This window comes from Parahoeflea alexandrii (assembly GCF_024105735.1).
Taxonomy (GTDB): Bacteria; Pseudomonadota; Alphaproteobacteria; order Rhizobiales; family Rhizobiaceae; genus Hoeflea; species Hoeflea alexandrii.
Genome location: NZ_JAAAML010000003.1, coordinates 195,517 through 215,151, shown reverse-complemented (window position 1 = coordinate 215,151; position 19,635 = coordinate 195,517). Strand labels below are relative to the sequence as shown.

The window sequence follows — 19,635 nt, the reverse complement described above, 5'->3', positions numbered from 1 at the left end:
GCCTAGCCGCCCTGCTTCATCTTGCCGTGGTCCATGTTGCCATGGCCGTCTTTCTTCATATGACCCTGCATCGCCTTGATGTCCTTGACCTCGAACTCGAGATCGATGCTGCCGGCCTTTTCGAAGGTGAGCTTGACGTTGCGGGTCTCGCCGTCCTTGAACTGGCTGTCGATGCCGATGAACATGACGTGGTATCCGCCGGGCTTGAGCACGACTTCGCCACCGGCCGGGATTTCCAGACCGTCGGCGAGCTGACGCATCTTCATGACATCACCTTCCATGGCCATTTCATGGATCTCGACGCGGTCAGCGAAAGCCGCCTCGCCCGAGATCAGCCGGTCGGCTTCGGCACCGGAGTTGCGGATAGTCATGTAACCACCGGAGACCGGGGCGTTGGGCGGTGTGGCACGGGCAAAGGGCTGCTCGATTTCGAGCGAGCCGAGCGTGTAGTCACCGGCAGCAACAAAGCTGGAGGACAGGCCAAGCACAGCGGCGGAGAGAAGAAGGGCAATGCGATTCATGATTTTTGCTTTCTGATTGTGCCCGGAGCGGGCGGGGTTTGGTCAAACGGATTGAAGTTTGAAAGAGCCTGGCCCTGCTTGCGACCGGTCATAGCGACGCCGGTTCAACGGCCAAGCGTGCAGGACTGCGCACAGAGACTGCAAAAGGTGCAGGTTCAGGCGAGCCTTGCGGGATTCAGGAGGAGAATTGAGGCGGGCCGCGCGGGGAAGCGCTGGCGCGCAGGACAGGCTGTGTGAAGCGGACGTCCTGGGGGACCGTCCGCTCGGCAGCCGATCTCAGCCGGTTGACCACATAGCCGTCAAGGGGAAACGGCAAATCAACCGAAGAGACAATGCGGCAGGCTTCGCATTTGTTGGATGCGGAATGATGGGTGTCATCCGCCGCACCGGTCAGGCACAGATCGGGCAGCGTGCCGTCCGGCAGGACATAGTCGGAGATCTCGACGCCGTCATAGGCAGCGGCAGGTATCACGAGCGGCTTGTGAGCGAAGGCGACAAGCAGCAGCGACAGCGCGCAGAGTATGCGCACCAGTCCCGATCTGCGTGTCAACCCGCGTTTCCCGATCATGTCCTCACCCGATGATTGGCTTCCCGGAGGAATATACCCCCGATCTGGCACTCGCAAGTGTTTCAAAGCTTCTGCGTCAACATGCGCCGAGACCGCCGGTCCATCAGACGGAGCGGCGGCCTCATTGCTGCAGGTTCACTCGGCCGGCAAAGGGGATGCCGGATGAGCCGGGTGATTGCCGAGCATCTTGCCGTTGAGGCGGAAATAGACGGCGATGGTCTTCACCTGAAGGTAAAGCAGCGGTGCGTAGAGCACGAACCAGGCGATCGAAAAGGTTTCGAGGATCCCGATCTGCACCAGGCCCGCATTGATGACGAAATTGCCGAACACGAACAGGGCAACGCCGGGGCAGATCAGCGCATAGGCACCGGGTGAACGGCCTTCACCGGAGACGAAATGCTCGAAATAGCCGAACCGCCGCATCACCATGTAGCCAAGCAAGCCAAAGACCAGCTGTATCGAGAACAGGACGGTCAGCAGCGAGAACGCCGATCCGGCCGAAAACTCGACGCCGAAATTGTGATCAAGCCCCTTGTTGAGACGATAGAACGCGATGCCGATGACGGTGATGAAAGGAATGATGATCCACAGCGTCGGTGTGGTCTCACGCTCGGCAGAGTGCTCCATCATGGCGCGGAAGCCCATCACCAGGAAGATCGCGCCAAGCAGAATGGCCGCAACAAGGAAGAAGACCGAACCCATGAAGGCGATCGCCGACGTGAGCTTGACGTGGCTCATGGCCGCCGCCGAGGAGAAGCCGACGCCAACCATTGCCAGCGAGAAGGCGGACAGCAGCTGGCCGAAGGAATTGTTGCGCGCGCAGTCGAAGCCGCCCTCGGTGAGAACCCGGGTAAAGAAGCCACCGAAGAACTTGAGCGCGAAGTATCCGGTCACGGCAAAAGCCGCCAGAGCTGCAGGAAACAGGTATTCGGCAATCTCCCAGAGACCGGGCACGAACACGGCACCGATGATGAAGCCGACATTGATCGACATGGCGAACGCCAGCGGAATGGCGGTGAGCTGGCTCTGGTTGTTGGATTTCAGGAAGGCCTCATATCCCGCAGTCTGCTTCCAGGCGAAGTACTCCCGCACGTTCCAAAGCAGTGTACGCACGTGCAGATAGGCAAAAACGATGATCCCGAGCGCCGCGGCAATGATCAGTGCCTGAGTAGCCAGATCGCCGCCGGCAAGAGCGGCCTGCAAGGTGGTGAATGAGGGAATCGGCTGACCTTTGTGCGGAGTCATCCACATCAGATACATGAAGAACGAGATCGCGAGGCCGCCAGCCCCAAGACTCGAGAGAAAATAGATCGGGGTGTAGGGCGCCCCTTCGGCGCGGGCATAACGCATGGCGAAACCTTTCCTTCCAACATCAGTATCCTTTTATATTTAATATAAACTATATTCGATGTAAAGACGGAAATGCCAATCGCCGGCGCCGGACTGCAGGAAAAGCCCTGCGCACCAGCGTCATTCATCTGAGCCATGAGCGACGTTATTTACACCTGGCAGCGAGATAGTCCGCGGCCTTGGCCGGCGTCTCGATCTGGAGGTAGTCATCCTCAGGAATATCGATCCCCAGCCTGTCGTGAAGTGCCGCCACGAGGTTGAGCACGTCCATGGAATCGAGCTCGAGATCGTCCTGCAACTGGTCATCCCTGTTGATCGTGCCGGCATCGAGGTCGGGGGCCACGTTGACCAGTTCTTCAATGAAAACGGCGTAGAGCGTGTCGCGGTTCATAGGGCCTCCGGGGATTGCAGAAGTTTGTCTATCTCTGTGAGGAAACGGGCGCCGCGCCGGCCATCGCTGGCCCGGTGGTCCGCGGCAAGCGTGACAGCGACCGCCTGCCGGATCTGGATGCTGTCACCCAGCACCCGGGCCATCGCGCGCGGCGTTCCGAAGGTGACAAGGGCTACCTGCGGCGGATAGATGACGCCGGTCATCTGGTCGACGCCGCGATCGCCAAGGCTGGAGATGGTGATGGTGCCGCTGGTCATCTCCGACGAGCGCAGACGGCCCGCGCGCGCCCGCGCCACCACGTCGCGCATCGCGGCCATCAGTTCGGCGAGGCTCAAGCGATCGGCAGCCGGGATCGCCGGGGCCACCAGCCCGCCACCGCGCAGGGCAACAGCAACGCCGGCATTGACGGTTTCGGACCGGGTGAAACCGTCCTTGTCGAAATGACCGTTGAGGCCATCGACCTGTTTTGCCGCCAGGGCCGTGGCTTTGACGAAAAGCGCGCCCATCAGCAGCCGGTCGGCCGGGGCGACATTGGCGTTCATGCGGGCCAGCCAGTCGGTTGCCTGCTGCAGATCCACCTCATGGGTCATGTAGTAGTGCGGGATTTCGCGCTTGGACCGGGTCATTGCCGCTGCGATGCCCTGCCGCATGGCCTCGACATCAAAGCCTCTGGCGGGCTTGGCCGGCGGCGTGCGCGGTGCGGGTGCTTCAGCCGTGCCGGCGGCAGCGCGCTCGACATCGGCGAGGACAATCGCCCCGCCCGGCCAGGAGCCGGTGACGCCGGCCAGATCGATCCCCTTCTCCGCCGCCAGGGCTCTGGCAGCCGGAGATGCAGCTACGCCGCTGCCGGTCCCGGTCGCGAGGGGTATAGGAGCGGAAGACGGAGGAACTTCGATCTCGTGGCGTGCGGCCAGCGTTTCCGCTAGCTTCGGTCGAAGGGTCTCGGGCTCCGGCGTGGCCGGCAGCGGGGCTTTCGCTTCGACCGTGACCGGCTGCGGCTCGGGTACAGAGACCTTGACGGGTGCCGGTTGGGGGTCGGGTTCAGGCTTGGCTTCGGCGGATTGCGGCTCAGCCGGCGCGGCCTGCCGGGCGGCGACCGGCGGTGGCGCGGGCTTCGGCTCCGGTTTTAGCTCCGGCGCGGCTGCAGCGGTTGCGTCACCGATCAAGGCGAGCGTCGCGCCGACGGGGAGCGTGGCGCCGAGTTCGGCCTCGAGCGACTGGACGATCCCGTCCTCGAAGATCTCGATCTCGATGGCACCTTTCTGGGTTTCGACCACGGCGACCACGTCGCCGCGATGGACCGCGTCGCCGGGCTTGACCAGCCATTCGACCAGCTTGCCGTCCTCCATGTCGGCGCCGAGGGAGGGCATGACGAAGACGCTCATCAGCTCTTGCCCCTGCCCATCGCGGCACGGGCCGCGGCGACAATGTCGGCAACCTGCGGGATCGATGCAGCTTCGAGGTGGCTCGGATAGGGGATCGGCACTTCCTTGGCGCAGACCCGTCCCAGCGGCGCGTCGAGATGCCAGAAGGCCTGTTCGTTGATCCGGGCGATGATCTCGGCGGAGATCGAGCCGCTGCGCCATCCCTCGTCGATGATGACCGCCCGGCGGGTGCGGCCAATCGAGGCCATGATGGTGGCGTCGTCCAGCGGCCTCAGACTGCGCAGGTCGATCACTTCGGCTTCGATGCCCTCTTTGCTGAGCGCCTCGGCTGCTTCCAGCGTCTTCCACAGCGAGCCGCCATAGGTGATCAGGCTCACATCCCTGCCCTCGCGCCGGACCGCGGCGCGGTCGATGTCCACCGCACCCGCCGCGTCATCCAGCGTGCCGGTCATGTTGTAGAGCATGACGTTTTCGAAAATCAGCACCGGGTCCGGGTCCTGCAGCGCCGTCCACAACATGCCGCGCGCATCCTCGACCGTGGCCGGTGCCAGCACCCGAAGGCCGGGAATGTGGGCGTACCAGCCCTCGAGGCTGTGCGAGTGCTGGGCCGCGAGCTGCTTGCCCGCACCGGTCGCCATGCGGATCACCAGGGGCACGCCGAACTGCCCGCCGGACATGTGGCGGATGGTGGCGGCGGTGTTCATGATCTGGTCAAGCGCCAGCAGGGAGAAATTGACCGTCATCAGTTCGACGATGGGTAGCAAGCCCGCTGCCGCGGCGCCGATGCCGAAGCCGGTGAACCCGGATTCGGACAAGGGCGTGTCGCGGATGCGGGTCTCGCCGAACTCGGTCATCAGCCCCTTGGTTACCGCGTAGCAGCCGCCATAGGCACCGACATCCTCGCCCATCAGGAAAACCCGCTCGTCGCGGATGATGGCGTCGCGGATCGCCTGCTTGACCGCCTCGCGGTAGGTGATCTCCTGGGATTTTCCCGATGGCGCAGCCGGAACCGGCGGCGGCGGCGCATCGTCGGCGATGACATGGCGGGTCAGCGTTTCCACCGGCTCCCAGGTTCCGGCTTCGGCGAAGGCCACGGCCTCCGTGATTTCAGCGTCAACTTCGGCCTCGATGCGAGCGATGTCGCTGTCCTGAAGCAGGTGGTTTTCCAGCAGCCAACTCTGGAACCGGACGATCGGCCCTTTGGCGCGGAAGCTGGCGATCTCGTCCTTGTCGCGGTAGAGCTGGGCGTCGAACATCGAATGGGCGCGGAAGCGATAGGTGCGGCACTCAAGGAAATAGGGTCTACCGGTCTCGCGAATGCTGGCGATGGCACGGCGGGCGGCGGCTTCGACCGCGACCACGTCCTGGCCGTCGACCGCTTCCGAGGCAATGCCGTAGGCGGCTGCCTTGGCGTGGATATCGGTCTCGGATTCCGTGCGCGCCAGCGCGCTTCCCATGGCGTAGCCATTGTTCTCGCAGACAAACAGCGCCGGAACATCCCAGAGTTCGGCGAGGTTCATGGTTTCGTGGAACTCACCTTCGGCGACCGCACCTTCGCCGAAGAAACAGACGGTCACACCATCGGCGCCCGCAAGCTTGTCGCCGAGCGCCAGCCCGCCCGCCAGGGGCAAGCCGCCACCCACAATGGCGTTGCCGCCGAAGAAGTTGCTAGGCGCATGAAACAGATGCATGGAGCCACCGCGACCGCCGGAGCAGCCCTCGGCCTTGCCGTACATCTCGGCCATCACTTGCGGCATCGGCACGCCGCGGGCCAGGGCATGGCCATGTTCGCGGTAGGTGGCGACGATGCGGTCGTTTTCGCCGAGAACGGAGATCAACCCCATGGCGATCGCCTCCTCGCCATCATAGAGATGCAGGAAGCCGCGGATTTTCTGCTGCGTGTAAAGCTCTGCGCATTTGTCCTCGAAACGGCGAATGCGGATCATGCCCTTGAGCAGCTCGGTGACATGGGCATGCGTCAGGTGGGTCTTTTCGGCCTTGGTCATGACTCGTCCGTCTCCAGCGTGGAAATGTCGCCTTCGGGCAGGCCCAGTTCGCGCGCCTTGAGCAGGCGGCGCATGATCTTGCCCGATCGTGTCTTCGGCAGGGTCTTGCGGAACTCGATGGTGCGCGGGGCGACCGCAGGGCCAAGCGTCTTGCGGGCATGGCCGCGGATCGATTTCTCGAGCTCCTCAGACGGTTCAAAGCCCGGATTGAGCGAGACATAGGCCTTGACCACCTCGCCGGCGGTTTCGTCCGGCAGGCCGATGACGCCGGCCTCGGCCACCGCCTCGTGCTCGATCAGGGCGCTTTCGACCTCGAACGGCCCGATCAGGTGCCCCGACGACTTGATCAGGTCGTCGGCCCGGCCGACGAACCAGAAATAGCCGTCCTGGTCCTGCATCGCGAGGTCGCCGGAGATGTACCAGTCGCCGGCAAAGGTCTTTTTATAGCGCGCCTCCTCATGCAGGTAGGCCCGCATCATCGACGGCCAGCCAGCCTTCAATGCGAGGTCGCCGATTTGGCCGGGTTTGCAGGGCTTCACATTGCCGCCTTCGACGGTGACCACCGCCGCCTCGATCCCCGGCAGGGGCATTCCCATCGAGCCGGGCCTGATATCCATTTCCATGGTGTTGGCGATCATGATGCCGCCGGTCTCGGTCTGCCACCAGTTGTCGTGAAACGGCAGGCCAAAGACCTCGTTGCCCCAGACCACGGCCTCGGGATTGAGCGGCTCGCCGACGCTAGCAAGAAACCTCAGAGCCGAGAAGTCGTGGCCCTTGGCGGCGTCCCTGCCTGCCCGCATCATCATGCGGATGGCAGTGGGTGCGGTGTACCAGACCTCGACCTTCTCGCGCTCAAGCGTGGCGTACCAGCGCTCGAGGTCGAACTCGGCCTCGTCGATGACCAGGGTGGCGCGGTTCACAAGCGGCGCGATGATGCCGTAGGACGTGCCGGTGACCCAGCCCGGATCGGCGGTGCACCAGTAGACCGTGCCGGGCTTCAGCTCCAGCGCGTAGCGGCCGGTGGAAGCGTGGTTGACCACCGCCTTGTGGACGTGGACGGCGCCCTTGGGGCGGCCGGTGGTGCCCGAGGTGAAGTGAATCAGCGCCTCGTCTTCGGGCTGCGTGTGCACCGTGTCGAACTCTGGGGATGCCTGTTCCATGGCTGGACCAAGCGCGACGCAGCCTTCCGGCGCGTCATCGCCGACAATCAGCACCAGCCGCATCGAGGGGATGTCCTTGATCCAGGGCTCGATCTTGCGCCGGTAGATGGCTTCGGTGGTCACCAGCGCGTTAGCCTCGCCGATCTCCATGCGGGTCTGGATCGGTTCGGGCCCGAAGGCGGAAAACAGGGGCGTGAAGGTCATGCCGGCCTTGAGTGTGCCGAGTGCGGCGTAGAAAACCTCGGGCTGGCGCCCCAGCAGCGAGAACACCCGGGCCCCGCGGCCGAGACCGTGCCCGGCAAGCACTGATGCAAAGCGGGACGACGCAGCGCCCAGATCGGCATAGTTGAGATCCCGGCGATCACCGGACTTGCCCAGCCACCGGAGCGCCGTGTCAGCGCCGAAGCCGTTGGCGACATGCCTGTCGACTGCTTCATAAGCTATGTTGAGGCCACCGTCCGGGAGGCCGTCGAGCAGTTCATCCTCGATCTTCGCCCAGGAAAGCCCGGCGCGAACACCGGACGTCAATTGCGCCTGGGCACGAAGCGCCTCGGGTTTCTTGATGGTATCCCACATCAGCAATCCTCCCTGCCCGCCAGTATTGCGGCGGCAGGAAGGAGGAGCATTGATGTGCGTCAACGAAACGGAACAGAGGCAGGGCTGCGATCAGGGCTTGCGGGTCAGCACGTAGGTCTTTCGGACCTGCTCGTGGATGGTCCATTCGCCTTCCCAGCCAAGCGGCAGAACGAGGATGTCTCCCGGACCGATCCTGCGTTCGTCGCCGCCCTCTTTGCCCACAACCGTGGCGGAACCCGAGAGAATGTGACAGATTTCGGAGGACTTGGTCCGGTCGGCGGAAAAACGCCCCGGCGTGCATTCCCAGACGCCGACCTGGCTCACGCCGTCGTCAGAAGCCCAGAGCTGTTTTGCCGCCTCGACCTGGCCATCGGTGAAGCTTGTCGGTTTGGGCGCGAATGCGCCGAGGTCGAGGGTCGAAAGGTCGCCGAAGCTCTTGAGATCAATCATCGTCATTCCTTGAAAGTGCCGGACCGCGGGAAGCGTGGACCGGCCTGCCCGCGGCAGCTGCATTTGAAAACCCGAGCAAGGCCATGCGGATGGCGCTCCGCAAGTGCCTTCCCAAGGCCTTGTTTAGACTTAAACTTCACTTGCAATCGGGGTAGGACACCCCGGCAGGGCAGTCAAGAATGAAGTCGCGGTCACGGACCCGTCCGGATTGGTGTTTAAGCGAAATCGCTGTAGCATCGCGGAAGGCAAGCCAGGGGGAAGAAGCTTGAGCAGCACGATTGCCGGACTGATCCTGGCGGGCGGCCTGTCGCGGCGGATGGGCGGCGAGAAGCCGCTTAAGCTGCTTGCCGGCCAGCCGATGATCAAGCGGGTGATCGGCCGGATTGCGCCGCAGGTGGAACGGCTGGCGATCAACGCCAACTCCGATCCGGCGCCCTATCTTGAGTACGGACTGCCGGTGCTGCCCGACACGATCGGCGGCCATCTCGGCCCGCTGGCCGGCGTGCTGACCGGGATGGAATGGGCGGCGGAACTGCCCGGCGTGACCCATTTGGTCAGCGCCGCCACCGATACGCCGTTCCTGCCGCTCGATCTGGTCGCCCGGTTCAGCGCCATTTCGGGCCCCGGGCGCATCGTTCTGGCGCGTTCGAACGGCAACCGGCATCCGGTGGTCGGGCTGTGGCCGGTGGCGTTGCGCGAGGACCTCGCACGGTGGCTCGCAAGCGGCGAGACGATGAAGGTGCAGGTCTGGGCCGCCCGGCACGACCCGGTCTTCTGTGATTTCGAGCCGGAGCACGACGGCGCGCCCGATCCGTTCTTCAACGCCAACACGCCCGGGGAACTGGCGGAGGCGGAGGTCTTTCTCGGCAGGTTCGGTTCGTAGCGGGAAACGCCGCTTGGTGCGGGGCGCGGAAACCGGATCGGCGGCTGAAATCAGAGGTGGCTGGGGTACCTGGATTCGAACCAGGGATGGCGATACCAAAAACCGCTGCCTTACCGCTTGGCTATACCCCAACGCTTCCCCGGGCAGGCGGATCGTCCGCCCGGCGCAAACCGGTAACGCCCGGAAGCATCGGGGGGATAGCAAATGACGCGTCCGATCACAAGCGCGGAAACCGCACGGGATCGAGGATTATCCACGATGAAAAGAAACCCGCGCGGCCGGTCGCCGCACGGGTTTCAGATTTTCGGTCCGCAGCCCTTTGGGGGGCTTGCGGTCTGTTTCGGCGGTTAGCGGCGGAACAGGTTGGCGATCTGCCAGCCGGCGGGAACCACGGCCGCGGCAAGGGCTGCCTTGATCACGTCGGTTGCGATGAACGGGCCGACGCCCCAGGCAAGCGCCTTTTCCGGGCCGAAGGCGATGGCGATCCAGCCGGCGCCGAGCAGCAGGATGATGGCGGTGCCGGCCAGGTTGACGGCAAACAGCTTGAAGGCGTTGCGGTCAAGGCCGCGGTCGGCGGCCCAGCCGGTCAGGCCGGCGGCGACGACGAAGCCCGCGAGGTAACCGGTGGTGGGGCCGGCGAAATAGGCCAGGCCGCCGCCATTGGTGAACACCGGCAGGCCGGCAGCACCCTCGACGAGGTAGGCGGCCAGTGTCGCCAGCGCCAGCTTGCGGCCGAAGGCAGCGGCAATGACGAAAATCGCCAGCGTCTGCAGCGTTGCCGGAACCGGCCAGAAGGGAACGGTGACCTTGCCGGCAAGCGCAATCAGCAGGCTGCCGAAGAGGACGAGCGCGCCGTAGGTGGCGTAACGTGCGGCAACGCCTTCGGGGGCAAGCGATTGTGCGAACGAACGGGCGGGAACAGTGGCCATGGATCTATCTCCGGAAATTTCGAAAGAGCGCGCCAATGCGACCGCTCATTGAAAGCGGTATATTGACTTAGCCGTCCGACAGCAAGACAGTCCGGCCCAAATCCAGGGCCGTCCACAAAGGACCGCCGACCCCGGCACGACAGGCCGGATCGAGCTACAGACCGGAGAGATGCGTGACCGAACCGCAGTTTGACAAGACTTTCGAGCCCGCCCATGGCGAGGCCGTGCCCGTTGCCACGGACATCTTGCGGGTCACCGCGCCCAATGCCGGGCCGCTGACGTTTCACGGCACCAACAGCTACATTGTCGGCGGCGATACACTTGCGGTGATTGATCCGGGCCCGGAGGACGAGAGCCATTGGCGCACGCTCGAAGCGGCGATCGCGGGCCGGCCGGTCAGCCACATATTCGTCACCCACACCCACCGGGATCATTCACCGCTGACCGCGCGCCTGAAAGAAAAGACCGGCGCCACGGTGGTGGCAGAGGGACCGCACCGGGCGGCGCGGCCGCTTTACACGGGCGAGGTCAATCCACTGAAGGAAAGCGCGGACATGGATTTCGTGCCGGATATCGCCGCCGGCCACGGCCACGTGATCTCTGGAGACGGATGGGCGATGGAAACACTGCACACGCCGGGACACACCGCCAACCATGCGGCCTTCGCACTGACCGGCGGCGACACCGACATGGTTTTTTCAGGCGATCACGTGATGGCCTGGGCGACATCGATCATTGCACCACCGGACGGGGCGATGAGCGATTTCATGGCCTCGCTCGACATGCTGCTCGAGCGTGACGACCGGTTCTATCTGCCCGGGCATGGCGGACCGGTGAAGGAGCCGCGGCAGTTCGTCCGGGCGCTCAAGACGCACCGGCGCATGCGTGAACGTGCCGTGTTCGGCCGCGTAGAGAAAGGCGACCGGCTGATTGCCGACATGGTCAAGGCGATCTACCGCGACACCGATCCGCGGCTGCATGGCGCAGCGGCGCTGTCGGTGCTGGCGCATCTGGAAGACCTGGTCGGGCGCGGGGAAGTGGTGACCGAGGGTCCTCCGGCCATTCACAGCGAGTACCGGCCCGCCTGACCTGACCGTTAGCCGCCGGCAATCCCCAGCAGTCGCACGTCAAGATCCTGCAGGAATGCGCGGATCAGTTCGGCGTTCAGTCCAAGGTCGTGATCCCCGTCCCGCGTCGCCGCGCGCATGTCGACGAAGGTGGTCTCTTCCTCTTCCGACAGGCGGACCAGGACATCCTGCGGGATGCCGAGTACCAACGTGCGGGCGCGGTACTGGATGACCGCGAAGGTTGGAAGCGGCGCCAGGGGCTCGTTCTCAATGTCCGGGCGTGGCGCAGGCAATGGCGCCCGCGCCGGGTCCGCCTCACCGTTCGAGGTCCCTGCCTCGTCGGGCTGTTCGTTGCCCGCAGGGTTCGGCTCGAGACCATCGACCAGCGCCTCAACCCCGACATTGGCCACCGGCGTCCACTTTTTCTCCTGGGCCACAGCCTGAACGGCAAGCAGCACACGGTCGATCGCTCCCTCGTAACGCCGACCGGTGACCTGTGCGTAGGCTCCCGCCTGCAGGCGGCGCTTGGCAGGGTCTTCAGCATCGGAGCGCGGCATCCAAGAGCTGGAAACCGCGGGGGGCTCAAGCCATTGCGGCGGATCTGAAATGTCGGTGGTTACGTCATGAATCCGCGGCAAAAGCACGAAACGGCTGGCCGCAAGCCCGACCGGAATCAGGATGATCAATGCCATGACCATGCCGCTGAACGAGGCGTGGCCACCTTTCGCGCCGATATGCCAGAGCATGAAGAAGCCGATCATCGAAAGCCCCAGCACGAACACCGCGATCACTGCCGAAAGCAGGATGGCGGCAACCGCATTGGGCATTTCCAGCGTTCCGACACGGTGCAGCACCAGCGCCATCAACGCCAGAAGCACGGCGAAGCGGCCGAGTTTGCGCGACCAGGCGGCGGCAATGGAGTGCGGGCGGACGGGACGGAAGGGCATGGCGCGGCCAGGGTCTCCGGCAGATGGAGCGCGGGATGCGCGACTGGTTGTGATTGAATTCATTAGCCGTTCATGGCTGCCGCGGCAAGCGCCTCACTTCAGCCATGCTTGCTGCGGACTATTCATCCGGGGGGCAGATCAGACCGGACAGGTTTTGAGGTTCCGAAGGAGATCCACCATGGCGGCAGACGCCCGGACAATGCCCGTTTACGGCCCGACACGGCCGGCATCCATGCTTTCCGCAGGCGAAATGCCTGCCCCCGTTCCAGACTCACACGAACTGGCGCGAAAGCCTGGCAGCCCTGCCCCATTGGCGCTGGATCTGGTCGAACTCGATCTTGCGCTCGATCTCAGCGACATCGCCGATCGCGGATTTGCCGATGCTGTCGGCGATGCCGCCAAGGTGATCGGCGGCGAGTTTCTTTTTGATCTTCCCGCTTCCGGGCTTGTAGAGGATGCTCAGCGGATCGCCGTTGTCTGCCTCTCACGGCAGAATGGCGGGCGGTTCGGACTGGTGCTGCTCAGCGCCGGCGGCGACCGCGTCGAGACTGCTGAGGCCGACGCAGCGACAGCCGGCCTGGTTCAATTCGCAAGAGCCTTCGTGGCGGTGCTCGAAAAGCTCTGATTGTCGGGATGACGGGTTCTGACGGCGAGCCTGCAGAGGTTCCGCCCTGCCGCGGCATTTGCATTGAGCCCGGGGCAGAGACGGTTTTGACTACTCTGCCGGAGCGACTGCGGCAGAGGCAGGCTGTTCGCGGGAAAGCGAGCGCAGCAGCAATTGTGTGAGCGCGGCACCGGCCATCATCGATGCCAGGCCGAGAAGCGAGGAGACCGCCAGCACCGAACCGCCGGTGAGACCGGCGCCGATGGTGCAGCCGACAGCGAGAATGCCGCCGAAGCCCATCAGCACCGAACCGGCGGCATAGCGCCAGACCGGCGGCGTGCCAGGCTCGGAGAAGGTCGAGATGCGGAACTCGCCCGAGAGCAAAGCCGCGACGAAGGCGCCGAGGATCGCGCCGATGAGGACACCCTGATCAAGCCCGGCAAAGCCGCTCGCAAGCGCCAGTTCGCCGGTGGTGGCGAGCGGGCGGATGAAGGACAGGCTTTCAGCCTGGATCGGCTCGAAGACCTGGGTGGAAAGCTGCCAGGTGAAGTACCAGCCGGCAGCGACCGTGAGGCCGATCATGATGCCGCCGGAGAGCCGCCAGACCGACAGGCGCGCCTTGACCGCAAAGCCGAGTGCGACCAGCGCCAGAACCGCGCCAAGCGCAATACCCGCCCAGCGTTCGAGGCCAGCGTGGACAAGCAGGTCATTGCCGCCGATGGCAGCGGTGTTCCAAATCCCGCCGATGCCATCGCGCAGCGGCACCAGCACGCCGCTGTAGGTCGCAAGGGCGGTCACGGCGATGACGGCGATGGAAAAGACGCCGCGCAGGTTGCCCGACGCGCCGAGCACCAAGAGGCGTGACACGCAGCCGCGCGCCAGCACCATGCCTGTGCCAAACAGCAGGCCGCCAATGATCGCTCCGGACAGGCTCTGGGCGGTGGAGAAGAACCGGGTTTCCGACACGTCGATCATGTCGGCGCCAAGCAAAGCCTGCACCGCGAGGATTGCGGCGGCAAAACCGGCCACCCAGGTGGCGAACGGCTTGAGATCGCTGTCGCCCATTGCGGAGAGAACAGCCGAGCGGGTGCAATAGCGGCTGCGCTGGGCGAAGACGCCGAAAGCCAGCCCGAGCACGAGGCCGCCCACGAGCGCGGTCTGCGGCTCGCCGATAAGGTCGATCAGAGGGACGAGGTCCATTGCTTCAGTCTCCATGAAATGTATCTGCAAAATACAATCCATCGAGACCGTTGAGAGGGTCCGGACTTACAGCCCGGATGCCATGATTGGTTTTCTGTTCTCTGAAATCCCTGATTCTTGGAACCGGAATCTCCGACAGAGATTTACCCTCGCCTTTCCCCTCTCCAGAGGTTCAGGCATCGGGTGTCAGGCCGTGCGGGTTTTCTCGATAGCCGCCTGGGCCGCCGCAAGCCGTGCAATCGGCACGCGGAACGGCGAACAGCTGACATAGTCGAGGCCAATCTGTTCGCAAAACCTGACCGAGGCCGGGTCGCCGCCGTGTTCGCCGCAGATGCCGAGCTTGATGTCGGGCCGGGTCGCCCTGCCCTTGTCGGACGCGATGCGGACCAGTTCGCCGACGCCGTCGATGTCGAGCGTGACGAAGGGATCCTGCTCGATGATTCCCTTCTGCTGATAGGTCATCAGGAAGGAGGAGGCATCGTCGCGCGAAATGCCGAAAGTGGTCTGGGTCAGGTCGTTGGTGCCGAAGGAGAAGAACTCGGCCACTTCCGCAATCGCATGGGCGCGAATGGCGGCGCGCGGCAGCTCGATCATGGTCCCGACGAGATAGGCGATATCGACACCCGCCTCGCCGATGACTTCGCGGGCGACAGCATCGATCCGCGCCTTGACGAAATCGAGTTCCTCGCGAAGGCCGACGAGCGGCACCATGATTTCCGGCACGACCGGCGCGCCGGTCGATTTCGCCGCCTCGACGGCTGCCTCGAAGATCGCGCGGGCCTGCATCTCGGCAATCTCGGGGTAGGAGACCGCCAGCCGGCAGCCGCGATGGCCGAGCATCGGGTTGAATTCGTGCAGCTCGTCAACGCGCTGGCTGAGCTTTTCCACCGAGACCCCGATCACGCCGGCGACTTCGGCGATTTCTTCCTCGGTCTTGGGCAGGAACTCGTGCAGCGGCGGATCGAGCAGGCGGATTGTGACCGGCAGGCCCTTCATGATCTCGAACAGTTCGATGAAGTCCGAGCGCTGCATCGGCAGCAGCTTGGCCAGCGCCGTGCGGCGGCCACCCTCGGAGCCGGCAAGGATCATCTCGCGCATGGCGGTGATGCGGTCGCCGTCAAAGAACATGTGCTCGGTGCGGCACAGGCCGATGCCTTCGGCGCCAAAGGAGCGCGCGGCGCGGGCATCGGCAGGGGTTTCGGCGTTGGTGCGCACCTTCATGCGCCTCGTGGCGTCGGCCCATTCCATGATCAGGCCGAAATCGCCGGAAAGTTCCGGCTGCAGCATGGCGACTGCGCCCTTGAGCACCTGGCCGGTGGAGCCGTCAAGCGTGATGACATCGCCGGCCTTGAGCGTTGCACCGAGTGAGACCAGCGTGCCGTTGCGCGCATCGATGCGCAGGCCCCCGGCGCCGGAGACGCAAGGCGTGCCCATGCCGCGGGCGACAACGGCTGCGTGGCTGGTCATGCCGCCGCGCGAGGTGAGAATCCCCTCGGCGGCATGCATGCCGTGAATGTCCTCGGGGCTGGTTTCCACCCGCACCAGGATGACCTTGCGGCCAGCCTTGGCGGCTTCGACGGCTTCCTCGGAGGTAAACACGATCTCCCCTGTGGCGGCACCGGGCGAGGCCGGAAGTCCGGAGCCAATGATGTCGCGCGCCGCATGCGGATCGATGGTCGGATGCAGCAGCTGGTCAAGCGAAGCCGGGTCAATGCGCATGACCGCTTCCTCGCGGGAAATCAGACCTTCGCCAGCCATGTCGACGGCAATTTTGAGTGCCGCCTTGGCCGTGCGCTTGCCGGAGCGCGTCTGCAGCATCCACAGCTTGCCGGCCTGGATGGTGAATTCCAGATCCTGCATGTCGCGGTAATGGTTTTCAAGCCGGTCGCAGATGGCGAGGAACTCGGCAAAGGCTCCGGGCATCAGCTTTTCGAGCGAAGGCCGGTCGGAGCCCGCCTCGATCCGCGCGGCCTCGGTGATCGATTGCGGGGTGCGGATGCCTGCAACCACGTCCTCGCCCTGGGCGTTGACGAGAAACTCGCCGTAGAGCTCCTTCGCGCCAGTCGAGGGATTGCGGGTAAACGCCACGCCGGTGGCGGACTGGTCGCCAAGATTGCCGAACACCATGGCCTGGACATTGACGGCGGTGCCCCATGAAGCCGGGATGTCGTGCAGTTGCCGGTAGGTGATGGCGCGGGCGTTCATCCAGCTGGCAAAGACGGCGCCGATCGCGCCCCAGAGCTGCTGGTGCGGGTCTTGCGGAAAGGGAATGCCGAGTTCTTCCTCGATGGTCGCCATGTAGCGGGCGATGATCACGCGCCATTCGTCGGCACTGACATCGGTGTCGAGTTCATGGCCGAGGCGGGCCTTCTCGTCCTCGAGAATTTCCTCGAAGACTTCGTGGTCGAGCCCCATGACCACGTCGGCATACATCTGGATGAAGCGGCGGTAGCTGTCGAAGGCGAAACGCTCGTCGCCGGAATCGCGCGCCACGGCAAGAACCGTTTCATCGTTGAGGCCAAGGTTGAGCACAGTGTCCATCATGCCCGGCATCGAGGCACGGGCGCCGGAGCGGACCGAGAGCAGCAACGGCTTTTCAGGATCGCCAAAGGCGCGGCCGGCTATCTTGCCGACATTGACCAGCGCATCCGTGACGGCAGCTTCAAGTCCGTCGGGCATCTTGCGGCCATTGTCATAGTACCAGACGCAAGCATCGGTGGTAATCGTCAGGCCCGGAGGAACCGGCAGCCCGAGATTGCACATTTCGGCAAGGTTGGCGCCCTTGCCGCCCAGAAGATTGCGATCAGCCGCCGATCCTTCGGCCTGCCCGTCGCCAAAAGTGTAGACCCATTTGGTCATGTGCTTATTCTCCACGTCGCCCGTCAGCAAGACTGCCCGTGACCGGCCTCGGCGCAAGGCTTATGCGGTGCGCGGTTGCCAGGTCAACCCCGCCCTTGGCAGCAAGTTCCCTCTATATCGATTGAAACAGGTTACATGTTGAAACCAATGCGAAAAAACGCGCATGTGCTGACTTTTCAGGCGGTTGGGCCCGGCAGCCCCTGTTTCGGAGAATCAAGACAGCCAGGTGCCGCGGCCACAAACGCGCCCTCCGGCATCCACCGATTTACCCGGCCAGCCAGCGATCAGGGCCCGTTACACGTGCCCGGACATAAAGGCCGGTGTCACGGCCCGTCACCAAAGGCAACGCAAAGTGATGGGGACAGCGCGGTCCAGAATGCCGCAGAGGCCTCTTTGTTATGGACCCTGCCGTCGTGGAGAAGTAACAGGAACTGAAAGCCCGCCCGGCACTTCCGCCAGTGCCCGGAACCAACCCAGCCTGTTTCGCCAAGGACTCACCGCCTCATGACATCCAGCAGCCCGGAACCCGTTCGTTTTGTCGACCTTGCCGCCCAGCAGGCCCGTATCCGTGACCGAGTGGACGCGGCCGTCGCGCGGGTTTTCGACCATGGACAATACATCATGGGACCGGAAGTCGCCGAGTTCGAGGCAAAGCTGTCGGCCCACTGCGGCGCGGCGCATTCCGTTGCCTGCTCCTCGGGCACCGATGCGCTGGCAATGGTGCTGATGGCCAAGAACGTGCGGCCCGGCCAGGCGATCTTCTGCCCGGCCTTCACCTTTGTCGCCACCGCTGAAGTGGTGGCTTGGCTCGGCGCCCATATCTGGTTCGTCGATGTCGACGCGGAAACCTTCAACATGGACCCCGCTTCGCTCGAAACCGCGATTGCAAGCGCCAGGGCTGCGGGCCATGCGCCGGTGGGCGTGATCCCGGTCGACCTGTTCGGTGTTCCCGCCGATTATGACGCGGTGTCGAAGATCGCAGCGCGCGAGGGGCTCTGGGTGCTTGGCGACGGCGCACAATCCTATGGCGCGCGCTATCACAACCGCCGTGTCGGCACGCTGGCGATGGCGACCGCCACCAGTTTCTTCCCGGCCAAGCCGCTGGGCGCCTATGGCGATGGCGGCGCGGTCTTCACCGATGACGCCGAACTTGCCGAGACGCTGCGTTCGATCCTGTTTCACGGCAAGGGCGCCAACCAGTACGACAATGTGCGCATCGGCATGACCGGCAGGATCGACACCGTGCAGGCGGCGATCCTGATCGAGAAGCTCGCTATTTTCGACGATGAAATCGAAGCCCGGAACCGCATCGCGGCACGCTATACATCGCTGCTTTCAGGCCATGTCGCAACGCCTGTGGTTCCGGAAGGGCTGCAGTCTGTCTGGGCACAATACACCGTCAAGCTGCCCGAGGCAGCCGACCGCGCCGCAATCCAGGCACGGATGAAGGACAAGGGTGTGCCGAGCGCGGTCTACTACGCCAAGCCGCTGCACCGCCAGGATGCCTACAGCCACCACGGAGTAGCCGGCGGCGAACTGCCCGTCACCGACATGCTGTCGGGTTGCGTCCTCAGCCTGCCGATGCACCCCTATCTCGAGGATGATACCCAAGACCGGGTCGTCGAGGCCCTGATTTCATCGTTGTAACGCGTCTGGTCCGGCGGCATGCCGGCGCCAAACTAACGAGCCAGGGCGGCCATGCGCCTGATGAAATCGGCGCAGGCCTCGGGTGCGGTGACGAGGATCATGTGGCCGAGCCCCGGCAACTCCTCGAACTGCAGCCCATGGGCCTGCATTGGCCGTCCATGCTGCTCCGACGAGAGCAAGGCGTCCTCCGATCCGAACAGAATGCCGCCGGGGACCTTCAGTTCGGCCGCATACCGCCCGACCTGGGCGGGCATCGACAGGGTTACACCCTGCAGATCGGTCGAGGCGCCGATGAAGGCTGAAGGCCGCATGCCGAGAATGCCGCCTCCCCTGACGAGAAAATCCGCAGGTGCCTTTTCCGGCGCAAAGACCTGAGACACGACCCTTTCGCTTGTCAGTCTGGTGATGGGAGCAGCGAGCGTGTTTCCGATCAGCCTGCGTAAGGCCACCGACCGGATCGCCAGAGACTTGAACACCGCCGGAGGTCCGGGCATGACCGCGGTGAGCGGGCTCAGCAAGGCCAGCGCGCCGATCCTGTCGCCGCGGTCGAGCGCCATTGCCAGCGACAGCGCACCGCCGAGCGAGTGGCCGACCAGGACCGGCTTGTCGACGCCGAGCTTGTCGAGGAATTCGCCGATCATTGCTGCCTGGGCCGGCAGTTCCGCCAGTTCGTCGCGATCGCGGGTCGAGTATCCCGAGCCGGGGCGGTCGATGGTGATCACCCTGAAACCGCCAGCAAGCCGATCAGCCAGAGCATAGCTGAAATTGTGCATGTTGCCGGCAAGGCCGTGGATCAGCACCACTGGCTGGCCATCTCGTGGGCCCTGGTCGGTGTAGTGGATCATGCCGCCCGCTACCGGCATGCGCTGCCCCGCCGGAGGAACAGCCCTTTCGGCGTCAGCCGCCAGCTTTTGTGTCCAGAGCCAGCCGAGCGCAAGCAGCGCAAGCAGACCAATCAGCAACCAGAAAATGACAGACATCAAACTCCCCCGACACGGCTCTTCAGGGCAGAAATGCCCGTGGGCCGGCAACGCGAAGTATCGACATTGAGGAGAAGGCGGTCAATCTGCTTACGCTTGGCGATTTGATCTG

The 19,635-nt window shown here is 64.3% G+C and carries 17 protein-coding genes and 1 tRNA gene; 4 read left to right on the top strand and 14 right to left on the bottom strand.

Annotated features, from left to right (window positions below; all coding sequences use genetic code 11):
- Positions 1-2 precede the first annotated feature (2 nt).
- The 8 genes from GTW23_RS15895 to GTW23_RS15860 all read right to left on the bottom strand — a co-directional run bounded on the left by GTW23_RS15895 (position 3) and on the right by GTW23_RS15860 (position 8,407).
- A complete protein-coding gene (locus GTW23_RS15895) occupies positions 3-521 on the bottom strand; it encodes a copper chaperone PCu(A)C (RefSeq protein WP_252916475.1) in 519 nt (172 codons plus the stop codon).
- Positions 522-696: 175 nt separating this feature from the next.
- On the bottom strand, positions 697-1,071 hold the full coding sequence (locus GTW23_RS15890) for a DUF2946 family protein (protein ID WP_252916474.1): 375 nt from the start codon (positions 1,069-1,071) through the stop codon (positions 697-699).
- 153 nt (positions 1,072-1,224) lie between these two features.
- Positions 1,225-2,439 (bottom strand): TsoY family (seleno)protein, encoded by a 1,215-nt coding sequence (locus GTW23_RS15885; RefSeq protein ID WP_252916473.1) that lies wholly within the window; start codon positions 2,437-2,439, stop codon positions 1,225-1,227.
- A gap of 145 nt (positions 2,440-2,584) precedes the next feature.
- Positions 2,585-2,830 (bottom strand): acyl carrier protein, encoded by a 246-nt coding sequence (locus GTW23_RS15880; protein ID WP_252916472.1) that lies wholly within the window; start codon positions 2,828-2,830, stop codon positions 2,585-2,587.
- On the bottom strand, positions 2,827-4,215 hold the full coding sequence (locus GTW23_RS15875) for a dihydrolipoamide acetyltransferase family protein (protein WP_252916471.1): 1,389 nt from the start codon (positions 4,213-4,215) through the stop codon (positions 2,827-2,829). The genes GTW23_RS15880 and GTW23_RS15875 overlap by 4 nt, the downstream gene beginning before the upstream one ends.
- On the bottom strand, positions 4,215-6,221 hold the full coding sequence (gene pdhA, locus GTW23_RS15870; protein WP_252916470.1) for a pyruvate dehydrogenase (acetyl-transferring) E1 component subunit alpha: 2,007 nt from the start codon (positions 6,219-6,221) through the stop codon (positions 4,215-4,217). Before pdhA ends, GTW23_RS15875 begins: the two co-directional genes overlap by 1 nt.
- Entirely contained in the window at positions 6,218-7,957 is a 1,740-nt protein-coding gene (gene acsA / locus GTW23_RS15865; RefSeq protein WP_252916469.1) for an acetate--CoA ligase, read from the bottom strand. The genes pdhA and acsA overlap by 4 nt, the downstream gene beginning before the upstream one ends.
- 90 nt (positions 7,958-8,047) lie before the next feature.
- The gene (locus GTW23_RS15860; RefSeq protein ID WP_252916468.1) at positions 8,048-8,407 is read right to left on the bottom strand and encodes a cupin domain-containing protein; all 360 of its coding nucleotides are present in this window, start codon (positions 8,405-8,407) and stop codon (positions 8,048-8,050) included.
- A gap of 265 nt (positions 8,408-8,672) precedes the next feature.
- Between GTW23_RS15860 and mobA the strand changes: the two genes are divergently transcribed.
- Positions 8,673-9,290: a molybdenum cofactor guanylyltransferase MobA gene (gene mobA, locus GTW23_RS15855; RefSeq protein WP_252916467.1), complete on the top strand. Its 618-nt coding sequence runs from the start codon at positions 8,673-8,675 to the stop codon at positions 9,288-9,290.
- A gap of 57 nt (positions 9,291-9,347) precedes the next feature.
- On the opposite strand, the gene GTW23_RS15850 is transcribed toward mobA, so the two are convergent.
- Together GTW23_RS15850 and GTW23_RS15845 are read right to left on the bottom strand one after the other, a co-directional pair.
- Positions 9,348-9,421 (bottom strand) — tRNA-Gln (locus tag GTW23_RS15850).
- Between the two features lie 216 nt (positions 9,422-9,637).
- A complete protein-coding gene (locus tag GTW23_RS15845) occupies positions 9,638-10,219 on the bottom strand; it encodes a biotin transporter BioY (RefSeq protein WP_252916466.1) in 582 nt (193 codons plus the stop codon).
- Between the two features lie 173 nt (positions 10,220-10,392).
- Here GTW23_RS15845 and GTW23_RS15840 point away from each other — a divergent pair, with 173 nt between their 5' ends.
- Positions 10,393-11,307, top strand: coding sequence for an MBL fold metallo-hydrolase (locus tag GTW23_RS15840; RefSeq protein ID WP_252916465.1), 915 nt, complete (start codon positions 10,393-10,395; stop codon positions 11,305-11,307).
- An 8-nt stretch (positions 11,308-11,315) separates the two neighbouring features.
- Here GTW23_RS15840 and GTW23_RS15835 read toward each other — a convergent pair whose 3' ends face one another.
- On the bottom strand, positions 11,316-12,233 hold the full coding sequence (locus GTW23_RS15835) for a DUF1499 domain-containing protein (protein ID WP_252916464.1): 918 nt from the start codon (positions 12,231-12,233) through the stop codon (positions 11,316-11,318).
- A gap of 178 nt (positions 12,234-12,411) precedes the next feature.
- Between GTW23_RS15835 and GTW23_RS15830 the strand changes: the two genes are divergently transcribed.
- Positions 12,412-12,858 (top strand): hypothetical protein, encoded by a 447-nt coding sequence (locus GTW23_RS15830; protein WP_252916463.1) that lies wholly within the window; start codon positions 12,412-12,414, stop codon positions 12,856-12,858.
- Between the two features lie 90 nt (positions 12,859-12,948).
- Here the strand turns inward: GTW23_RS15830 and GTW23_RS15825 are convergent, their stop codons facing one another.
- The gene (locus GTW23_RS15825) at positions 12,949-14,037 is read right to left on the bottom strand and encodes a YeeE/YedE family protein (protein ID WP_152009578.1); all 1,089 of its coding nucleotides are present in this window, start codon (positions 14,035-14,037) and stop codon (positions 12,949-12,951) included.
- A 186-nt stretch (positions 14,038-14,223) separates the two neighbouring features.
- Positions 14,224-16,896: a pyruvate, phosphate dikinase gene (gene ppdK, locus GTW23_RS15820; protein ID WP_252916462.1), complete on the bottom strand. Its 2,673-nt coding sequence runs from the start codon at positions 16,894-16,896 to the stop codon at positions 14,224-14,226.
- 504 nt (positions 16,897-17,400) lie between these two features.
- Between ppdK and GTW23_RS15815 the strand changes: the two genes are divergently transcribed.
- A complete protein-coding gene (locus tag GTW23_RS15815; protein WP_252916461.1) occupies positions 17,401-18,543 on the top strand; it encodes a DegT/DnrJ/EryC1/StrS family aminotransferase in 1,143 nt (380 codons plus the stop codon).
- A 32-nt stretch (positions 18,544-18,575) separates the two neighbouring features.
- Here the strand turns inward: GTW23_RS15815 and GTW23_RS15810 are convergent, their stop codons facing one another.
- Positions 18,576-19,523, bottom strand: coding sequence for an alpha/beta hydrolase (locus GTW23_RS15810; protein WP_252916460.1), 948 nt, complete (start codon positions 19,521-19,523; stop codon positions 18,576-18,578).
- Positions 19,524-19,635 lie beyond the last annotated feature (112 nt).

Excerpts from the sequence above, each read along its gene's own strand:
- GTW23_RS15830 (WP_252916463.1), top strand. The coding sequence starts at position 12,412 with ATGGCGGCAGACGCCCGGACAATGCCCGTTTACGGCCCGACACGGCCG.
- GTW23_RS15885 (WP_252916473.1), bottom strand. The coding sequence starts at position 2,439 with ATGCGTTATGCCCGCGCCGAAGGGGCGCCCTACACCCCGATCTATTTT.
- GTW23_RS15895 (WP_252916475.1), bottom strand. The coding sequence starts at position 521 with ATGAATCGCATTGCCCTTCTTCTCTCCGCCGCTGTGCTTGGCCTGTCC.
- GTW23_RS15835 (WP_252916464.1), bottom strand. The coding sequence starts at position 12,233 with ATGCCCTTCCGTCCCGTCCGCCCGCACTCCATTGCCGCCGCCTGGTCG.
- GTW23_RS15875 (WP_252916471.1), bottom strand. The coding sequence starts at position 4,215 with ATGAGCGTCTTCGTCATGCCCTCCCTCGGCGCCGACATGGAGGACGGC.
- GTW23_RS15880 (WP_252916472.1), bottom strand. The coding sequence starts at position 2,830 with ATGAACCGCGACACGCTCTACGCCGTTTTCATTGAAGAACTGGTCAAC.
- GTW23_RS15815 (WP_252916461.1), top strand. The coding sequence starts at position 17,401 with ATGACATCCAGCAGCCCGGAACCCGTTCGTTTTGTCGACCTTGCCGCC.
- GTW23_RS15810 (WP_252916460.1), bottom strand. The coding sequence starts at position 19,523 with ATGTCTGTCATTTTCTGGTTGCTGATTGGTCTGCTTGCGCTGCTTGCG.
- GTW23_RS15860 (WP_252916468.1), bottom strand. The coding sequence starts at position 8,407 with ATGATTGATCTCAAGAGCTTCGGCGACCTTTCGACCCTCGACCTCGGC.
- ppdK (WP_252916462.1), bottom strand. The coding sequence starts at position 16,896 with ATGACCAAATGGGTCTACACTTTTGGCGACGGGCAGGCCGAAGGATCG.
- acsA (WP_252916469.1), bottom strand. The coding sequence starts at position 7,957 with ATGTGGGATACCATCAAGAAACCCGAGGCGCTTCGTGCCCAGGCGCAA.
- pdhA (WP_252916470.1), bottom strand. The coding sequence starts at position 6,221 with ATGACCAAGGCCGAAAAGACCCACCTGACGCATGCCCATGTCACCGAG.
- GTW23_RS15845 (WP_252916466.1), bottom strand. The coding sequence starts at position 10,219 with ATGGCCACTGTTCCCGCCCGTTCGTTCGCACAATCGCTTGCCCCCGAA.
- GTW23_RS15825 (WP_152009578.1), bottom strand. The coding sequence starts at position 14,037 with ATGGACCTCGTCCCTCTGATCGACCTTATCGGCGAGCCGCAGACCGCG.